Source organism: Nocardia pseudovaccinii NBRC 100343 (assembly GCF_001613225.1).
In the GTDB taxonomy this organism is placed as follows: domain Bacteria; phylum Actinomycetota; class Actinomycetes; order Mycobacteriales; family Mycobacteriaceae; genus Nocardia; species Nocardia pseudovaccinii.
This window is the reverse complement of sequence record NZ_BDBY01000176.1, coordinates 1-16,379: the sequence shown is the minus strand read 5'-3', so window position 1 is coordinate 16,379 and position 16,379 is coordinate 1. Positions and strand designations below refer to the sequence as shown.

Sequence of the window (16,379 nt, the reverse complement as noted above, 5' to 3'; positions counted from 1 at the left end):
GATCGACCTAGTACCGGTAGTGGTCGGACTTGAATGGCCCCTCGACATCCACGCCTATGTATTCGGCCTGGTCCTTGGTGAGCATGGTGAGGTCTCCGCCGAGGGCGTTGACGTGGATGCGGGCGACCTTCTCGTCGAGCACCTTGGGCAGTCGGTAGACCTCGTTGTCGTACTCGTCGTGCTTGGTGAACAGCTCGATCTGGGCGATGACCTGGTTGGCGAAGCTGGTGCTCATCACGAACGACGGGTGCCCGGTAGCATTGCCCAGGTTCAGCAGGCGACCTTCGGACAGCACGATGACGCTGTGGCCGTCGGGGAAGACCCATTCGTCGACCTGCGGCTTGATGGTGATCCGGCGGATTCCGGGGATGCGGGCCAGTCCCGCCATGTCGATCTCGTTGTCGAAGTGACCGACGTTGCCGACGATGGCCTGGTGCTTCATCCGCTTCATGTGCTCGGCGGTGACGATGTCCTTGTTACCGGTGGTGGTGATGACGATGTCGGCGGTCTCGACAACATCGTCGAAGCGGGCGATCTGGTAGCCCTCCAGCAGCGCTTGCAGCGCGCAGATCGGGTCGATCTCGGTGACGATCACCCGCGCGCCCTGTCCGGCGAGGGCTTCCGCGGAGCCTTTCCCGACGTCGCCGAATCCGCAGACGACCGCGACTTTCCCGCCGATGAGGACATCGGTGCCGCGGTTGAGGCCATCGATGAGCGAGTGGCGGATGCCGTACTTGTTGTCGAACTTGCTCTTGGTCACCGAGTCATTGACGTTAATCGCAGGGAACAGCAATCCCCCCTGCGCGGCCAGCTGGTAGAGCCGGTGCACCCCGGTGGTCGTCTCCTCGCTGACACCGTGGATCGCCTCACCGATCTTGGTCCACTTTCCCGGAGCCCCCGCCAGCGATCGCCGGAGCACGTCGAGGACGACCTTCCACTCTTCGGGGTCGTCGTCATCGGTGCTCGGCACGACGCCGGCCTTCTCGTATTCGACGCCCTTGTGCACGAGCAGGGTTGCGTCGCCACCGTCGTCGAGGATCATGTTGGGCCCGAGGCCCTCACCGAAGTCGAACAGTTGCTCGGTGCACCACCAGTACTCCTCGAGGGTCTCGCCCTTCCAGGCAAACACGGGGATCCCCTGGAGCTTCTCGGGTGTTCCGTGTGGACCGACGACGACAGCGGCGGCCGCGTGATCCTGGGTGGAGAAGATGTTGCACGACACCCAGCGCACTTCCGCCCCCAGCGCCACCAGCGTTTCGATGAGTACCGCGGTCTGCACGGTCATGTGCAGGGAGCCCGCGATCCGCGCGCCGTCGAGAGGGCGAGCCTGCGCGAATTCGCGGCGCAGGGCCATCAGTCCCGGCATTTCGTGCTCGGCGAGCCGGATCTCCCTGCGCCCGAACTCGGCGAGGGCGAGGTCGGCCACGGCGAACTCGATACCGTCCCGACTGGCATAGGTCTTCGGCGCTTTCATACCAATTCCTTCTCTTTCAGGCTGGCGGCCTCGCGCAGGGCGGCCGCTCGGTCGGTGCGTTCCCAGGGCAGATCGACATCGGTACGGCCGAAGTGGCCATAGGCCGAGGTCGGTGAGTAGATGGGCCGATGCAGCTGCAGATAGGACCGGAACGCGGCCGGCCGCAGGTCGAAGTGTTCGGCAACCAGCTTCTCGATGATGGTGCGGTCGATTCGCTCGGTGCCGAATGTGTCGATGAGCATCGATACCGGCCGAGCGACACCGATGGCGTAGGCGACCTGTACCTCGGCACGCGCGGCCAACCCGGCCGCCACGATGTTCTTGGCGACGTAGCGGGCCGCGTAGGCGGCCGAGCGGTCCACCTTGGACGGATCTTTGCCGGAGAAGGCGCCGCCGCCGTGGCGAGCGAATCCGCCATAGGTGTCAACGATGATCTTCCGCCCCGTCAGGCCGGCATCGCCGACCGGTCCACCGATCACGAACCGCCCGGTCGGGTTGATCAGGAGATGGGCCCGGAGCTGGTCGGGATCGTAGAAGTCTTCCGGTATCTCGGCCGTGGCCACGTGCTGCCAGAGGTCGTCGCGAATCTGCTCTGCGGTCGCCTCTTCCGCATGCTGCGTGGAGATCAGTACTTGATGAACCCCGACCGGCACGCCGCCGGAGTAGCGGACCGATACCTGGGTCTTACCGTCGGGTCGCAGATAGGGCAGCGTGCCGTCTTTGCGCACAGCGGCCAGACGCCGGGAGAGCCGGTGCGCCAGGGCGATGGGCATCGGCATATATTCGGGGGTCTCGTCGGTGGCGTAGCCGAACATCATGCCTTGGTCGCCCGCGCCCGCGAGGTCGAATGTATCTCCCGAGCCGCCACGGTTCTCGAACGCCTGATCCACGCCCTGCGCGATATCGGGCGACTGCTTGTCCAACGCGACGAGTACGGCGCAATGGTGCCCGTCGAAGCCGTAGTCGCCGCGGTCGTAGCCGATCCGGGTAACGGTGTCGCGCACGATCTGCGTGTAGTCTAGTTGCTGTGGGGTGGTGATCTCCCCGGCTAGTACGACCATTCCGGTGGTGATCAACGTTTCGCACGCCACCCGCGAGTACGGGTCGTTCGCCAGTGCAGCGTCGAGAACGGCGTCGGAGATCGCGTCAGCGATCTTGTCCGGGTGCCCCTCGGTCACCGACTCCGAGGTGAACAGGAAATCGTTTGGATCAGACTGTGTCACGTCAGGCTCCTTGTGTGATCGGATCGGCCGCCATGGGAACGGCGGCACGTTGAGGAAGAAGTGATTGGCGGACCTGCTCGGCACCGCCGACCATGGCGGCCAGCTTCGCGCGCGCGACCGGCCCGGAAAGATTGCGCAGCCCGCAGTCGGGATTGATCACGACCTGCTCGGCCGGCACCAACTCGAGCGCCGCTCGTATGCGTGCAGCGACCACGTCGGAGGTCTCGACCTGCTGGCTCTTGACGTCGACAACCCCGAGCCCGACCTTGCGGTCCCAGCCGAACTTGGCAAGTACCGGCAGGTCCGCGTAGCCCTTGCGCGCGAACTCGAGCACCAGCTGATCGACATTCGCCTCGAGGACGGCCGGGAACAGGAAGTCGTAGTGCCCTTCCCAAGAGGGGCGCGCATACCGGTTGCCGTAACAGACATGCAGCGCCCACGACACGTCGATGCCGGCGGTGACGACATTGACCGCCTCGACCGCGAGCCCGGCGTCTGCGGGGTAGCCAGCGAGGAAGGGTTCGTCGATCTGCAGCAACGTGGCGCCTCGTTCGGCGAGCGCGTGCGCGGCCTCGTTGAGGCGGCTCGCGACCGCCAGTACCAGCTCGCGTTGATTGCGGTATGCCTTGTTCCGGATTCTGCGGGCCAGTGAATAGGGCCCGGTGACCGAGAACTTGATCGGCGCTGTCGTCTGCGAGGCCGTGAGCGCGAAATCATCGGCCAGCCAGGTCAGACCACCCCCGGCCGGTAACGGTGCGGTGACGTCGGCATCGTAGTAGTCGAAGTAGAACTGTTTCCCCCGGTCGGCAATCTCGACCCCGGGCAGGCCGGCGAGGAAGTAGTCGATGTCGTTGTCGCGGCGCAGCTCACCGTCGGAGACGATGTCGATTCCCGCCAGTTCCTGATCTCGTAGCGTGGCCTTGATGGCCATCTCGTGCACGTCTTCGAGCTGCGCGCGGCTGATCCGGCCACGGAAGTAGTCGGTCTTGAGCCGCTCCATCCACTCCGGAACCGGATATGACCCCACCACTGTCGTGGGAAGCATGGGTAGCTGGTCGAATATCTCGCCCATGGTCAGTCCCTCGCCTGGGCGGTCATCGTCACGATATTTCCGCCATTGCGGTGGCGGAACCGCTCGTAGTTCACGTCGAACCCGCGGCGTCGGCCGACGTGCGCGAGCAACGGACCGTTGACCCAGTTGACGACCGAGCCGTCGTACTTTCCCGGCCCGCGAAAAGCCGTGCGGTAATCGCCGACGTCGTTGACGAACAGGTCGTGACAGACCAGCTTGCCGAATGGGTGCAGCAATGCGAGGCTGTCCTCGAAGCTCGCGAGCGCCCCGTTGCTGACATGCATGCGGATGTCCGCGCCCGACTCCAGCAACGGCCGCAGCGTCTCGCCGGTCAACGAGTCTGTGAGCGTGTAGGAATCCAGCCCGGACAGCGGAACGTAGCGCTCGTCCAGCCGCAGAATCGACCACGCCTGCTGCCAGAACCGGATTGCGGCCTCCACATCCGGGAAATGGCCGGGGCACGCATCGGCGAGCAGCGACGGGCCGAGCCGCAGCAGCTTGTGCACAAAACCCGGTAGCTCCTCGACGCTCGCCGAGACCGATGCGGCCAGGGCTGCAGCCTCCTCACTGGGCAGGTAGGCGCGGCTGTGCACCTGGTACGTGCGCCCGCCCAGGTAGGCAAGCTCGTCAGTGGGCAGGTTGTCGTAGACGTTGGAGATGTAGATCAGGAACGCCTTGCCCTGCATGAACCCCAGCGACGTGCGAGGCCGGGTCGCGTCGAGCGCGAACGAACTAACCCGCTCGGCGTGCTCGGCGACCGTCTCCCGCGCCAGGTCCAGCACGTGCGTGGAGTAGTCACACATCAGGTAATGCAGACGCGCGTAGTAGCCCTTGCCGTGTCGGCGATCGAGCTCACGGAACTCGTCCAGGAACACCTTGGCCTGGCCACCGTTGCCCACCCCCAACTCCACTATGTACAGCTGCTCCGGTAGCGCTGCATCGGCGCCGAGCCGGTCCCACGCCGCGAACAGTTCGAGAATCAGCTCGCCAGCGGCGGCGCGGTTGCGGGCGTCGCTTTCCTCGCCGGGCAGTGCCTGCTCGTAGCCGCGTCCGGTTGCCTTCTCCCACAGGTCCAGGGCAGACCAGTACAGGGCGTTGAACCGCCAGACAAGGCTTTCGGTGCCGGTACCCCACTCCTCGAGGAAGACCCGGTCCGGTTGCCGGGACAACAGCGTCGACGTCAACTCGCCGATAGACGAGGAGTTCGCCCGCCGCACGTCGACGGCGATCTCGAAGTCCTCGCCGGGCAAGATCGGACGGATGTCGACGACATCACGGAAGTTGTTGCGGTAGTGCACCCAATCGCCCACCACGCGCACCTTCGACAATTCCGTCGAACTGCCCTTCAGCGCGGTCACGACCGGGACAATCGACGCCTCGAAGCAGTCCTCGGGCTGCTCGCGGCGCAGCCGCGCATGCGGCCGAAAGTCGATGAGCATGATCTCACCCCTCCTTCGCCGCCGCCGGGACCCTCCGGCCGAAGCCGGCGCGCTCCAGAATTTCCGGCACCCCACGCTCGAACCCGAACGCCATCACATGCACCCCGGCGACCCCGGGAATCTCGGCGAGCCGCGCGATTGTCTCCGCGCACAACTGAATTCCCTCGTCAGCGACCCGATCGGCGGGCACGCCGCGCAGCCTGTGGTCGACATCCGCCGGCACGACCACCCCCGGCACGCTCGTGCGCAGGAACTCCAGCATCCGAAGGGACCGGATCGGCCCGACGCCCGCGAGTACCGCGCACCGCTCAGTGACTCCCATGTCCCGCAGACGTGACATCCACTGTGCGAACACATCAATGTCGAAGACGTACTGGGTTTGCACGAATTCGGCTCCCGCAGCGACTTTCTTCGCCAACCGGTCGGCCCGTAAGGACAACGGTGGCGAGAACGGATTCTCGACTGTCCCCACCATCCACTGCGGACGGACGGTGAGCTCTCCGCCGGAGGCCATCACACCCTCATCGCGCAACGTCCTGGCCAGCCAGGTGAGTTGTACGCCATCGAGGTCGAATACCGGTTTCGCCTCCGGATGGTCGCCCGCGCGCGGGTGATCACCGGTGAGCAGGACTACGTGGGGCACTCCGAGGGCACCGGCGGCGAGCAAGTCCGATTGCAGTGCCATGCGGTTGCGATCCCGGCACGTCAATTGCATGACCGGCGACAGGCCGGCCCGCTGCACCAGCACGGACGCGCCGAGGCTGGACATCCGTACACGTGCGCCCTGGTTATCGGTCACGTTGACCGCGTCGACCCAACCACGCAGATGTGCGGCGTTGCGCTCGATCGCGTGAGCATCGGCGCCTCGCGGCGGACTGAGCTCGGCGGTGATGGCGAATCGCCCCTCGTGGAGCGCGTCGCGGAGGCCCCCTGTGGAAATGTCGGCCGGCATCATCGAGAGGCCTCCTCTTTTGCAATTGGCAGGCGTGGGCGAGGCTGTTGAGGCGTTGCGAGCGCGTCGTCGCGGCCGAGCCAGTAATTGACCCATGAGCTGCGGTTGTGTTCGCGGTGGTCCACGGGCCGCTGCAGGAGATTGAGGTCGCTGCCATGACCCGCGCGCGTGGCGCGCTCGTGTGCGATGACCCATACGCACCGCATCTCCGGTTGTACCTCGCAGCGTCCGTCCGGAAATACGCCGCCGCAGGGCCCGTTACGTAGTTGCTTGGGGCAGGTCATGGGGCACGCGTAGCCGGTCGTTGGCAGGGCGCACTGCCCACACATCCGGCATCCGTATAGACGTTCCTTCGAGGCACGTTCGACCGCGGTGAACGCGCGATAGGCGCGCGGTGCGCGCTCGAGTCGAGTCGCCAGCCATCGGTACGCATGGTTGGTGGCCAGGAGCGTGTGCATCCGGTAGGAAAACGCAGCGGAGACCCGCGGTGGAAACGGTTTGACCCACCCGGCGCGGGGAACTGATTTTTTCACGTCCACCTCACTATCGGCCCGGTATCGAGCCTTTCCAACATTGACGGTACGGACAGCGGGGGGCGGATTCATCGGGCTGGCAACCAAAACCGACTACTGCGGAATTGTGCCGACGCCATCAACCTTTGTTGGGCCGCCACAAAGCTGTTTGTGGAAAACGGAATACACCTTCCACTGGCCCGTCCGGCCGCCTAGCGTCGATACGTGACACCTAGCGGAGGTGTGACAAGTACGGCAGGCCGACAGGTTTGAGGAAGCAGAAGGGGTGCCGTGACAAAGCCTATTGACTCGGAAGAGTTCTTCGATCCGTTGAATCCGTTGCACATCGCCGACCCCGACGAATTCATGCAGGTATCCCGGAAGGTATGCCCGGTAGGAAAGGTTAACGATCACCTATACGCGGTGAATGCTGACGACATAGTCCGGGCGGTGTTCGACGATACGACGAATTACTCCAACCGTGGTAATGCCTCGGTCGGGACCGAGGATGTGCAGCTACCTTTCACCGTTCTGACTGCCGCAGACCCGCCGGAGCACACAGCATTGCGAACCAGGTTGCTGAAGAGCTTGGCGCCGGCGCAGCTTCGCAAGCTCACACCGAAGGTCGAGGACATCGTCAACACCGCTGTCGGCGCGCTTCCTAACTCGGGTCGCGTTGATCTGTACGCGGATTACGTACGCTTCATCCCGGCTGCCGTCGTGTACGCGCTGATCGGAATCCCGAAGCCTAGGTGGCATGAGGTCCAAGAGTGGTCCGACGGCATCGTTCGTGTCATTCCAGAACCCGTGCACAACCTGCCCGAGTTCGCTTCACTGAACGGATTTCTGGCACAGCTGGTGCAGGAGCGGCGCGCTCATCCCGAGCACCGTCACGAGGATGTGCTGGACAACCTGTGCTTCGCGGAATCCGGTGAAGTGGAGATGTCCACACCCGAGGTCGTGTGCCACCTCTTTCTACTCGTCGTTGCCGCTACCGACACCACCCGTGGGCTGATCACCAATTGCCTTTTTCGGCTCCTTGAGAATCGCAGTCAGTGGGAGGCGGTCGTCGCTGACCGATCGTTGTTGCCCAATGCGATCGAGGAGTCGCTGCGCATGGATTCGCCAGCTCAGTTCATGGTCCGCACCGCGCTGGCAGATGTCACTCTCGGGGGATGTTCGATTCCCGCGGGCAAAAAGGTCTACCTGAATATCCAATCCGCGAATCACGATGAGAATCGATGGGGAGACGATTCCCGGACATATCGGGTGGATCGGACCAGCGCCGCGGCGCACCTCGCCTTCGGAAGGGGAATCCATACGTGCATCGGCGCACCATTGGCGCGCATCGAAGCGCGATTGTCTCTCGAAGCACTTATGGATGCCTTTCCCGATATTCGGCTCGATGCGGGCGCTGCATGGGTTAAATGCGCGGGAGCCCTAGTTCGAAGGGTCGAATCCGTACCGGTATGGATTCGCGGAGAAGAAGTCCGAGTAGGTTAGTTCACTAGGAAGCAGGACATGGCGAAAGCACATTTGGTTGGCAGCATGAACCTCGAGAATGCCGAGGAGGTGTTCCGGACAGTCGTCGAGCAAGTCGGAGACAGCGTCGACCGCATTCCAGATGGCGAGACTGGTCCCCGAGCGGGCTGGATTCTTTCCATGATCAAACGCTTGTCGGCCACGCCCGGCCTGGCTGAGTGCGGGACGTTAGACTTGGGCTACATCGAGGTGCCCGAATTCGGCCTCGCGGACGGCGCGCGACCGGAGGACGTGCGGTTCGAACTCGGCTACGACGAGGAGGGCATCGCCGCGTGGCCGACATTCAAGCAGTTGCTCGACCAGGGCGTCATCCGGACAGGCACGAAGTTTCAGATCGCCATCCCGACCGCACTTGCCGTTGTCGGCGTGTTCATCCGTGCCGAAGACCGCAGCACCCTCGTCCCCGAGTACGAGAAGCGATTGGCGGTGGAGATCGCCAACATCGCCGAAAAGCTGCCGACCGACGACATCGCACTTCAGTGGGACGTCGCCGTCGAGTTCGGATTGCTCGAGGGCGCATTCGGCCCGATGCCGCTGCCCAAGGAGGTGATTCTCGATGAGATCGTCCGCATGTCGAGCTACGTGCCGGAGTCGATCGAGATGGGCTACCACCTGTGTTATGGCTCAGCCCCGACTGGGGCAGACGGAAGGGGTCGCCATTTCGTCGAACCTGGGGACACCAGCCTCCTGGTCGAGGTCGCCAACGCGATCTCGCAGCGCGCCGTTCGGCCGATTTCCTGGATCCATCTGCCCGTCCCTATTGCGCGGGACGACGACGCATACTTCCAGCCGCTCGACCGCTTGCTGCTGCGTCCTGAGACGACCCTGTATCTAGGGCTGCTGCACGAGCAAGACGGCGCCGAGGGCGCACAACGGCGCATCGCGACAGCTGCGCGGCACGTGAGCGACTTCGGCGTGGGAACGGAATGCGGCATGTTGAGTGAGCCGCGCGACCGCATCCCGTATCTGCTTCGGCTGCACCGCGACGTGTCGGTGCCAGAGCCGGCTCGCCCCTGAGCGCAGGCGCGGATCCCAGTCGGCGAAGACTCGTTCCAGGGCACCGGCACGCCGGTGCCCTGGCGAACGCGCTTGTCTCCTGGCGCGTGCAGTTGGATGAGGTGCGCGGCGACGTGGGCCCTCAACCGAGACTGGACATTGCGCTGTCGGCCCTCACAATTCGACGCCGCAGCGAGATTCCGCGCTGGACCCGAGTTGGGTCAATCCAGTGCGCACACGATGACCGTCGGTAGTCGCCTTGGAACGGGCGAGGTGTCCGAATGCTCACTCGTGGCGCACAATTCGCGCCCCTCCTCCGCGTGGCGACTTGACATCCTGGGAGACTGGACCGGCGACGCTCTCGCATTTGGCTGGGGCTCCAGCTCAGCCGGCCGGGCGCTCTTGATACCGTACGGGCGTCTAACTGGTACCCCGGTGGGGTTATCGAGATACCAGTCATGCGCATTTGGAAGTTGCACCGGACGACCGCCAATTCCGAATCCGTGGGCGATCATGTGGTTCCGAATGACCTCGATTCGGCGCGCAAACTCCAGCCGTCGCCACGGCGAAGCTGCAGATCAGGGTCGAGGCGGGCTGGCTCGTCCGCCGCGCCCACTGCACCGTCAATCCGGCAACCTGCTATGCGAAATTCCCTGCCGCGCAGGAACTATCTACGGAGAAGAACCGACGAACGCGCGGCCGCAAACACCACCGCCCGGCCCGCGATAGGCACATCCGCCAGCCGACGCCGATACCGGGAATGAACACGCGCCGACTCGCTTCCGCACCGCGGACAACTCTCTGCCGGCGCGGTTAGCCGCTTAGGTCGTTACAACATCCTGCTCGCTCCGGACATAAGTTACGACCAGATCATCACAGTGCGGCAACAACGTTCGAGCCACACCACCAAACCATGCCAGCCACCATCACCCACCGGACCCAGGACACACGGCAACTCGCCGAACAGCAACATCACGAAGAAGTTTGCGGCAGAGCTCCAGCACATATCCGGGCCGGGAGCCGCTGCACCCGCCACGCGATGCGGCGGGCCACCGTGCCCGGCGTATGCGTGGCGTGATCCGGGATCGTCTGCGGCCGCCCGGGGAGGCAGTGCCCGACTTGTCGGGTTGGGCACCACCGGGTTTCGGTGCCCGGCCCGGTCAGCCGAGGGTGATGAGCCGCGCGGGCAGCGACTCGAGGCCGCGCAGAATCGGCGGATCGGCCCGGACGATACTTTCGCCGACATATTCGTTGAACTGCTTGTGCCGGAACTCGTCTGGTCGCCGCCGTGGCCGACGGTGGCGGGTGCAAGACTCCGGACCTGCGCGATATGCGGTCGATTACCGCACACACACGACTGTGGTTTCAGTCACAAGGAAGCGGCAACGGTATTCCGCTGTGCAGAAAATGAAAGTTACTCGGGTGAATATCGTGACCGGGCCCGCCGCGAATGCCAGCACACACTCCTCGACAGGCGACAGCGCTGCGCGGTCAGGCGTCCACCAAGGTGAGCCGCCGGGAGATGTCGGCCGCCGTGTCGCGGACCGCCACCTCTAGGGCATTGAGTTCGCCAGTGGGAACGCCGCTGTCGGCCATGGTCACCTCCAGCCGATCGAGGGTGGTCGCCAGTCGTGTAAAGCTTCCAAGCCTCGGTGACCAATGGCGCCAGTTCTGTTCCGTGTTCTTGCGGGGCGAGCGCACGGCTAGCCCCGCAAGCAGGATCACGAACTGGACGGCCGGACTGGCGGCCACGTGTCCTCGGGCCGGATGAGCGTTAGCCCGAAGGCGCGGCCTGCGGCTTCGGGATCGAAGGATGGTATCGGGTTCGCGAGCACGTCTACGACGGTCGCGGGTGGTCCCGGCAGGGCAGCGGCCTGGTCGACTGATAGGTGTTGAACCGGTACAACTTTCCCGTTCACCATCTCGACCATGTCGGTGATCGTGAGATCGCTGGGGCCGACGAGATCGTAGGTGCCGGCTTCGCCGATGCCGCGCGCGGCGTTGATGATGGCGTCGATCACGTTGGATGCGTGGATCGGGCGGAACCGCTGAGTCCCGTCACCGATGACCCGTACTGGCGCACCCGAATCCGGTTGGCGAAGCATCAGCTCGAACGGACTGGGTGTCTCGACTCCACGCATGATCGGGTGAATACGGAAGATCACGCTGTCGGGGATTTTCCTGACCAAGTTCTCGGCTTTGCCCTTCGTCTTGATGTACCAGTTGTCATGCTCGGCGTCCGCGCCCACGTACGAAAGGTAGACCAGCCGGGCCGCCGGGTTGATCGACTCGACGACTCGACGGGTGGAGGCAACATTGGCCGCGTGGTAACTGTCCAGGTCAGCAGCAGCGAAGACACCGCTGAGATGGACGACCATGGATGCGTCCGCGATGGCCTCGGTGGCCTGCAGCGATCGCGTCCAGTCCGAGATGACCTCGGCTGCGGGCAATTCCACAGGCGTCCGGACAAGTGCGATCACGCGCGCTCCGGAATTTGCCAGGCGGTTGAGCAAACCTCGTCCGGTCAGACTATTGGCGCCAGTCACGACGATGGTACGGGGAGCATTCAACATTGATGACCTCTTTCGAAACCGTGTGTAGTGCGCGGTACTTGCGAGTGCCATTCGCCGCGCACAATCGCGAATGCTCTTGATGGGCAACGGTGCGCAGCCTGCCTGCGAGACGCCGACTACGACGATCCGAAGCGCGCTCGTGGAAGCTTTACTGAGCTCGAAGGCCGAGGGCTACTACGGGACACGCATGTACGGCAGCATCGGCCATTGACTTCTGGGGCGCCGGGATCTCGGCGACTTCGATGACCGGCTCGTCGTATTCATCGAGGGTGGATCAGATCCGGTGCGACTTGCTGGCACATGCCGTAGCCCTCGCAACGGTCATATCGACGGACAAACGGTGGGATTGATGCCGCGCCATGACGATTCCTAACAATGCAGTGCATCGATCCGCCAACTGCGAGATCGGCTCGTTCCTCGGCCTTCCGCACCTGTCACCGGGTGCGTCGCCCCACCACGGCGTTATAATCGGTGATGTCGGTGAGAGTCCTTCCGTCCTCGCTGAATTCGAGTAGCACGTGGTGGAACAGCCGAATGCGGTGGTCGGCCCAGAGTCCCTGGACCGGTTCGATGCGATACAAGACCTGCTTGCCCTGGTCGGGGGCCTTGATGTTCTCGTACAGCGAGGTGTCGCTGGCCCAGGGAAACTGCTCGAGGCTGATCTGTGCGACGTGCTGGATCTCCTGAGGATCGGTCACTAGGACCGCGCGTCCCTGGATCTGGACCCACCGCGTGTTCCGCCGGTCGTAATAGCCCTCGGGTGGTAGGTGGCCGATCGTGTAGCTGACGTTGGGGTTCTGTTGCATCTGGCCGTGTTTGCGGGTGTGGGTGAAGGTGTGCATGTAGGCGATGAGCCCATCACCGGCAAGATGCATCTGCGAGGCCGATGGGTGGCCTTCGGAGTCGATCGTCGCCAGGGCCGCGACCTCTTCGGTGCGCAACAGCTCAATGATCTCCTGCTGGATCTCGGTGACGGTCGGTTCGGGTTTGGGCATCGTCGCTCCGTACTAGCTTGTGCCGGAACTCGTCTGGTCGCCGCCATGGCCGACGGCGGCGGGCGCAAGACTCCGGACCTGCGCGATATGCGGTCGATTACCGCACACACACGACTGTGGTTTCAGTCACAAGGAAGCGGCAACGGTATTCCGCTGTGCAGAAAGTGAACGTTACTCGGGTGAAAGCGATGATCGCGCCGCCGCGATCTCTTACATGCCTGTGGGAGCACGTCACCCGCATCGCTGGCGCGGCGACGTTGACAACGGCGCAGACGGATTCGATCGCCTTCCGGATCGGCGTGGCTACATCGAGAGAATGGGCTCATCGAGTTTTCCTGGGACACGGCGATGCCGTGCCTGCGATCGGCGTCAGTCGGGTTCGCAGATCATCGAGAAGCGTGCGTCAGCGTAGTTGCGGAGACATTGGCGGCGTCAGCCACCTCTTTGAGGCTCGCCGCGTCGTAACCGCGTCCCAGGAACAGTCGCAGCGCAGCATCGGCCAGCGCCCGTCTGATTTGTGCCTTCTTACGTCCGCGAAGTCCGCTCATGAAACCTGGCTCGGAGTATTTGCGTCCTCGCCACGCGACGCCGCGGCGCATGGCGTCATTGGCGATCGATCCGAGGGCGCCTGCCCCCGACTTCGGCGAGGTGAGACTGTCACAGTCGATCGAGATGGCTGTATGACTCGACTTACGAGGTGCTGCCACAGCAATGAATTCGCCGTGGCAGCACGCCATTGCCGCTCCATACGCTCGGAGGGTTCGTTTGCCCGCTGTGTTGGGAACGTCCAGTGGCACAGCATGTTCGAGCGCGGCAACCTCGGTGCCAGTAGGCCCTAGGTTTTTCAAGAGCCCGCAATGCATATCCTGGTGCACCGGCGCCAGGCCCGCCTGGTGGATCGGCACGACGATCCGTGGCGACAACTGCCGCAGGTAGTCGATGCCCTCTCCAATCTTCATCCACGGACCGCCGATCGGAAGAAGTAGAACCTCGATGCCTGCGCTTACGTTGTCGAAGACATCGCCTGGGTGCAGCAAGCTGCCGTTGATCAAGTACCCGTTATTCGCGGATGCCGGCAGGTCCGGGTGGATGCAAGCGTGCTCGCCGCCACCGGTGGCTTCTATATGGAGGCCCCGCAGCGACAACTTGTCGCCGGGGGTTACGACATGAATTCTTTCTCGTGCGATACCTGTTTCATCGCCGAGGGCGGTCATACTGAGACCGGTCTGATCGACTGGCTACTAATCGGGCCGGAACCTGTTCGGCAGCACCGACTCTCGCTAGACCAGATGGTGCTGGAGGTGTTTGCCGAGCATACCGACCGTCGCGGCCGTTGAAGAAGATGATTATCGAGCGGACGCGTTGTCGTCTGATTCGGTCCGGGCGTGGTGACCGACGCATTGGATGGGCTGGTGCGGCCTGCTTTAGGTATAGAGCCATCCGCGGTGAGTCGATGTCAGGTGTCGATGGCTGGGGATTGGTTGGGAATACTGGGGTTCGAGTGGTCGGCACGTTGCAGTCGTTCGGCGCCGGTGTAGATGTTCATCGAAGTGCCGCGGAGGAAGCCGACGAGTGTCAGGCCGTGACTGGCGGCAAGGTCGACGGCGAGCGCTGATGGGGCGGAAACCGCTGCGAGCAGGGGGATCCCCGCCATGACTGCTTTCTGGGCGAGCTCGAAGGATGCCCGGCCGCTCACCATGAGGATTGTCTGGCGCAACGGGAGAAGGCCCGACCGCAGTGCATGCCCGATCACTTTGTCCACCGCGTTGTGACGCCCTACGTCTTCTCGTAGACAGAGCAGTTCGCCATCGGCGGTGAACAACCCGGCCGCGTGTAGCCCGCCTGTGCGGTCGAATACCCGCTGGGCAGCGCGGAGTTGGTCGGGCAGCGTCGCCAGCATGTCCGGAGAAATGCGCATAGGGTCATCGCCGACCGTCCATGTCGCGGTGGTCCGGACGGCCTCCAGGCTGGCTTTCCCGCACAGCCCGCACGATGAGGTGGTGTAGAAGTTGCGCTCCAGCGATGCGTCAGAAGGGTTCACCTCTGGCGCGAGCACAACCTCGACCATGTTGTAGGTGTTGCTGGCGTCGGCGGTGGCACCTGCGCAGTAGCGAATGCCGGTCACCTGATCTGCGGCGTGTACTACGCCCTCGCTCACCAGAAATCCTGCCGCGAGGTCGAAATCGTGGCCTGGTGTTCGCATCGTCACGGTCAGCGGACGCCCGCTGACCCTGATCTCCATCGGCTCCTCGGCTACCAGCGTGTCCGGACGGCGCGAGGATCGGCCATCGCGGATGTGTAGGACCGGCCGTCGCGTGGTCACGCGTCCCATTGTTGTACTCCCAGTTTCCTACTCTGACAGCGCAATACCGATCAGTCCGCGGGATTCGCGAGAAGGCTGGCAGCGGCCGCGACGTGGGGATCGCATGTCTCGCCGGCTCGCGCCACCTGGTCGAGCAGCTGTGCGCGCATCCGTGGGTCCCAGAATCTGCGGATATGTTCGACGATCACCGCGGCCGCCGCGTCAGGGGTGACGTGCCGGAATTGGGCTGCGATGTCGGTGGCGAGCCTCATGGCTGGGGCGGCACTCATCGTCCTACTGCTCCCTCGGTGGGGACCAGGTCGCCGGAGCGGCTACCCCGTGCGGCGGCATCCACCCCTGGGCGCAGTGTGACCTGGACCGCGGTGACCTTGTACTCGGGGCAGTTGGTGGCCCAGTCGGAGTTGTCGGTAGTGACGACGTTGGCTCCGGTCATGGGGTAGTGGAACGTCGTGTACACCACCCCCGGAGGCATTCGATCCGAGAGCACTGCGTGCAGCGTGGTGGTGCCCACCCTGCTGGACAGCGACACCTCGGCGCCGTCGGTGATGCCCCGGCCTTCCGCGTCATGCGGATGGATCTCCAACACATCCTCCTTGTGCCAGAAGACATTTGGGGTACGACGCGTTTGTGCCCCCACGTTGTACTGGCTGAGGATCCGGCCGGTGGTCAGGATCAGCGGGAACTTGCGACTGGTGCGCTCGGTAGTCGGGACGAAGATGGTGGGAACGAATTGACCCTTGCCCCTGGTGAATTCGTCGACATGCATGATCGGCGTTCCCTCGGGCGCGGTGTCGTTGCATGGCCACTGGACACTCCCGAGCTCGTCCAGCTTGTCGAAGGACACACCGGCGAATGTCGGTGTGAGCGAGGCGATCTCGTCCATGATCTGGTTCGGGCGCTCGTAGGACATGGGGTAGCCCATGGCTGTGGCGATCTCGCAAGGAATCTGCCATTCGTGCTTGCCGGTCCGAGGCGACATGACAGGGCGCACTCGGTTGATCCGGCGCTCGGCGTTGGTGAAGGTGCCGTTCTTCTCCAGGAACGAGGTTCCCGGCAGGAAGACATGAGCGAATTTCGCTGTCTCGTTGAGGAAGAGGTCCTGCACGACGAGTAGGTCGAGCGCTGTCAGTGCCGCTGCGACGTGGCTCGTGTTCGGGTCGGACTGGGCGATGTCCTCACCTTGGACGTACAGTCCGCGGAAGGAGCCGTCGATGGCCGAGTCGAACATGTTCGGGATGCGCAGACCGGGTTCGGCCAGTAGTGGCCGCTGCCAGAGGG

The 16,379-nt window shown here is 63.9% G+C and carries 15 protein-coding genes and 1 pseudogene; 2 read left to right on the top strand and 14 right to left on the bottom strand.

Going from position 1 to position 16,379, the window contains the following annotated elements; translation table 11 throughout:
- Positions 1–7: 7 nt before the first annotated feature.
- Genes ahcY through NP3_RS51540 form a run of 6 tightly spaced genes read right to left on the bottom strand, consistent with a single transcriptional unit; the run spans position 8 to position 6,618 of the window.
- On the bottom strand, positions 8–1,474 hold the full coding sequence (gene ahcY / locus NP3_RS21365; RefSeq protein WP_063043370.1) for an adenosylhomocysteinase: 1,467 nt from the start codon (positions 1,472–1,474) through the stop codon (positions 8–10).
- Positions 1,471–2,697: a methionine adenosyltransferase gene (metK, locus tag NP3_RS21360; RefSeq protein ID WP_084508755.1), complete on the bottom strand. Its 1,227-nt coding sequence runs from the start codon at positions 2,695–2,697 to the stop codon at positions 1,471–1,473. Before metK ends, ahcY begins: the two co-directional genes overlap by 4 nt.
- A gap of 1 nt (position 2,698) precedes the next feature.
- Positions 2,699–3,769: a uroporphyrinogen decarboxylase/cobalamine-independent methonine synthase family protein gene (locus NP3_RS21355; protein WP_063043369.1), complete on the bottom strand. Its 1,071-nt coding sequence runs from the start codon at positions 3,767–3,769 to the stop codon at positions 2,699–2,701.
- Between the two features lie 2 nt (positions 3,770–3,771).
- A complete protein-coding gene (locus NP3_RS21350; protein WP_063043368.1) occupies positions 3,772–5,208 on the bottom strand; it encodes an SAM-dependent methyltransferase in 1,437 nt (478 codons plus the stop codon).
- A gap of 4 nt (positions 5,209–5,212) precedes the next feature.
- On the bottom strand, positions 5,213–6,163 hold the full coding sequence (locus tag NP3_RS21345) for a methylenetetrahydrofolate reductase (RefSeq protein ID WP_218024891.1): 951 nt from the start codon (positions 6,161–6,163) through the stop codon (positions 5,213–5,215).
- On the bottom strand, positions 6,160–6,618 hold the full coding sequence (locus NP3_RS51540) for a methylenetetrahydrofolate reductase C-terminal domain-containing protein (protein ID WP_084508754.1): 459 nt from the start codon (positions 6,616–6,618) through the stop codon (positions 6,160–6,162). The genes NP3_RS21345 and NP3_RS51540 overlap by 4 nt, the downstream gene beginning before the upstream one ends.
- 504 nt (positions 6,619–7,122) lie before the next feature.
- Here NP3_RS51540 and NP3_RS21340 point away from each other — a divergent pair.
- Together NP3_RS21340 and NP3_RS21335 are read left to right on the top strand one after the other, a co-directional pair.
- Positions 7,123–8,175 (top strand): cytochrome P450, encoded by a 1,053-nt coding sequence (locus tag NP3_RS21340; RefSeq protein ID WP_169814534.1) that lies wholly within the window; start codon positions 7,123–7,125, stop codon positions 8,173–8,175.
- A gap of 171 nt (positions 8,176–8,346) precedes the next feature.
- Positions 8,347–9,231 carry a hypothetical protein gene (locus NP3_RS21335; RefSeq protein WP_169814533.1) on the top strand — a complete coding sequence of 295 codons (885 nt, stop codon included), beginning with the start codon at positions 8,347–8,349 and terminating at the stop codon, positions 9,229–9,231.
- A 646-nt stretch (positions 9,232–9,877) separates the two neighbouring features.
- Here NP3_RS21335 and NP3_RS46885 read toward each other — a convergent pair.
- The 8 genes and pseudogenes from NP3_RS46885 to NP3_RS21300 all read right to left on the bottom strand — a co-directional run.
- Positions 9,878–10,000: pseudogene (locus NP3_RS46885) on the bottom strand (hypothetical protein); the annotation flags it as partial.
- A gap of 701 nt (positions 10,001–10,701) precedes the next feature.
- The gene (locus NP3_RS21330; protein WP_063043364.1) at positions 10,702–10,962 is read right to left on the bottom strand and encodes a hypothetical protein; all 261 of its coding nucleotides are present in this window, start codon (positions 10,960–10,962) and stop codon (positions 10,702–10,704) included.
- The gene (locus NP3_RS21325; RefSeq protein ID WP_063043363.1) at positions 10,932–11,783 is read right to left on the bottom strand and encodes an NAD-dependent epimerase/dehydratase family protein; all 852 of its coding nucleotides are present in this window, start codon (positions 11,781–11,783) and stop codon (positions 10,932–10,934) included. Before NP3_RS21325 ends, NP3_RS21330 begins: the two co-directional genes overlap by 31 nt.
- Positions 11,784–12,217: 434 nt before the next feature.
- Positions 12,218–12,778 (bottom strand): pyridoxamine 5'-phosphate oxidase family protein, encoded by a 561-nt coding sequence (locus NP3_RS21320; RefSeq protein ID WP_063043362.1) that lies wholly within the window; start codon positions 12,776–12,778, stop codon positions 12,218–12,220.
- Positions 12,779–13,164: 386 nt separating this feature from the next.
- Complete coding sequence (locus NP3_RS49865) at positions 13,165–13,992, bottom strand: MBL fold metallo-hydrolase (protein WP_084508752.1); 828 nt, start codon at positions 13,990–13,992, stop codon at positions 13,165–13,167.
- Positions 13,993–14,234: 242 nt separating this feature from the next.
- Positions 14,235–15,110 carry a formate dehydrogenase accessory sulfurtransferase FdhD gene (fdhD, locus tag NP3_RS21310; protein ID WP_063043360.1) on the bottom strand — a complete coding sequence of 292 codons (876 nt, stop codon included), beginning with the start codon at positions 15,108–15,110 and terminating at the stop codon, positions 14,235–14,237.
- A 41-nt stretch (positions 15,111–15,151) separates the two neighbouring features.
- Positions 15,152–15,370, bottom strand: a complete 219-nt coding sequence (locus NP3_RS21305) for a formate dehydrogenase subunit delta (RefSeq protein ID WP_063043359.1) — start codon at positions 15,368–15,370, stop codon at positions 15,152–15,154.
- A partial coding sequence (locus tag NP3_RS21300; protein WP_157124438.1) for a molybdopterin oxidoreductase family protein occupies positions 15,367–16,379 on the bottom strand: 1,013 nt, incomplete at its 5' end. The genes NP3_RS21305 and NP3_RS21300, both read right to left, overlap by 4 nt.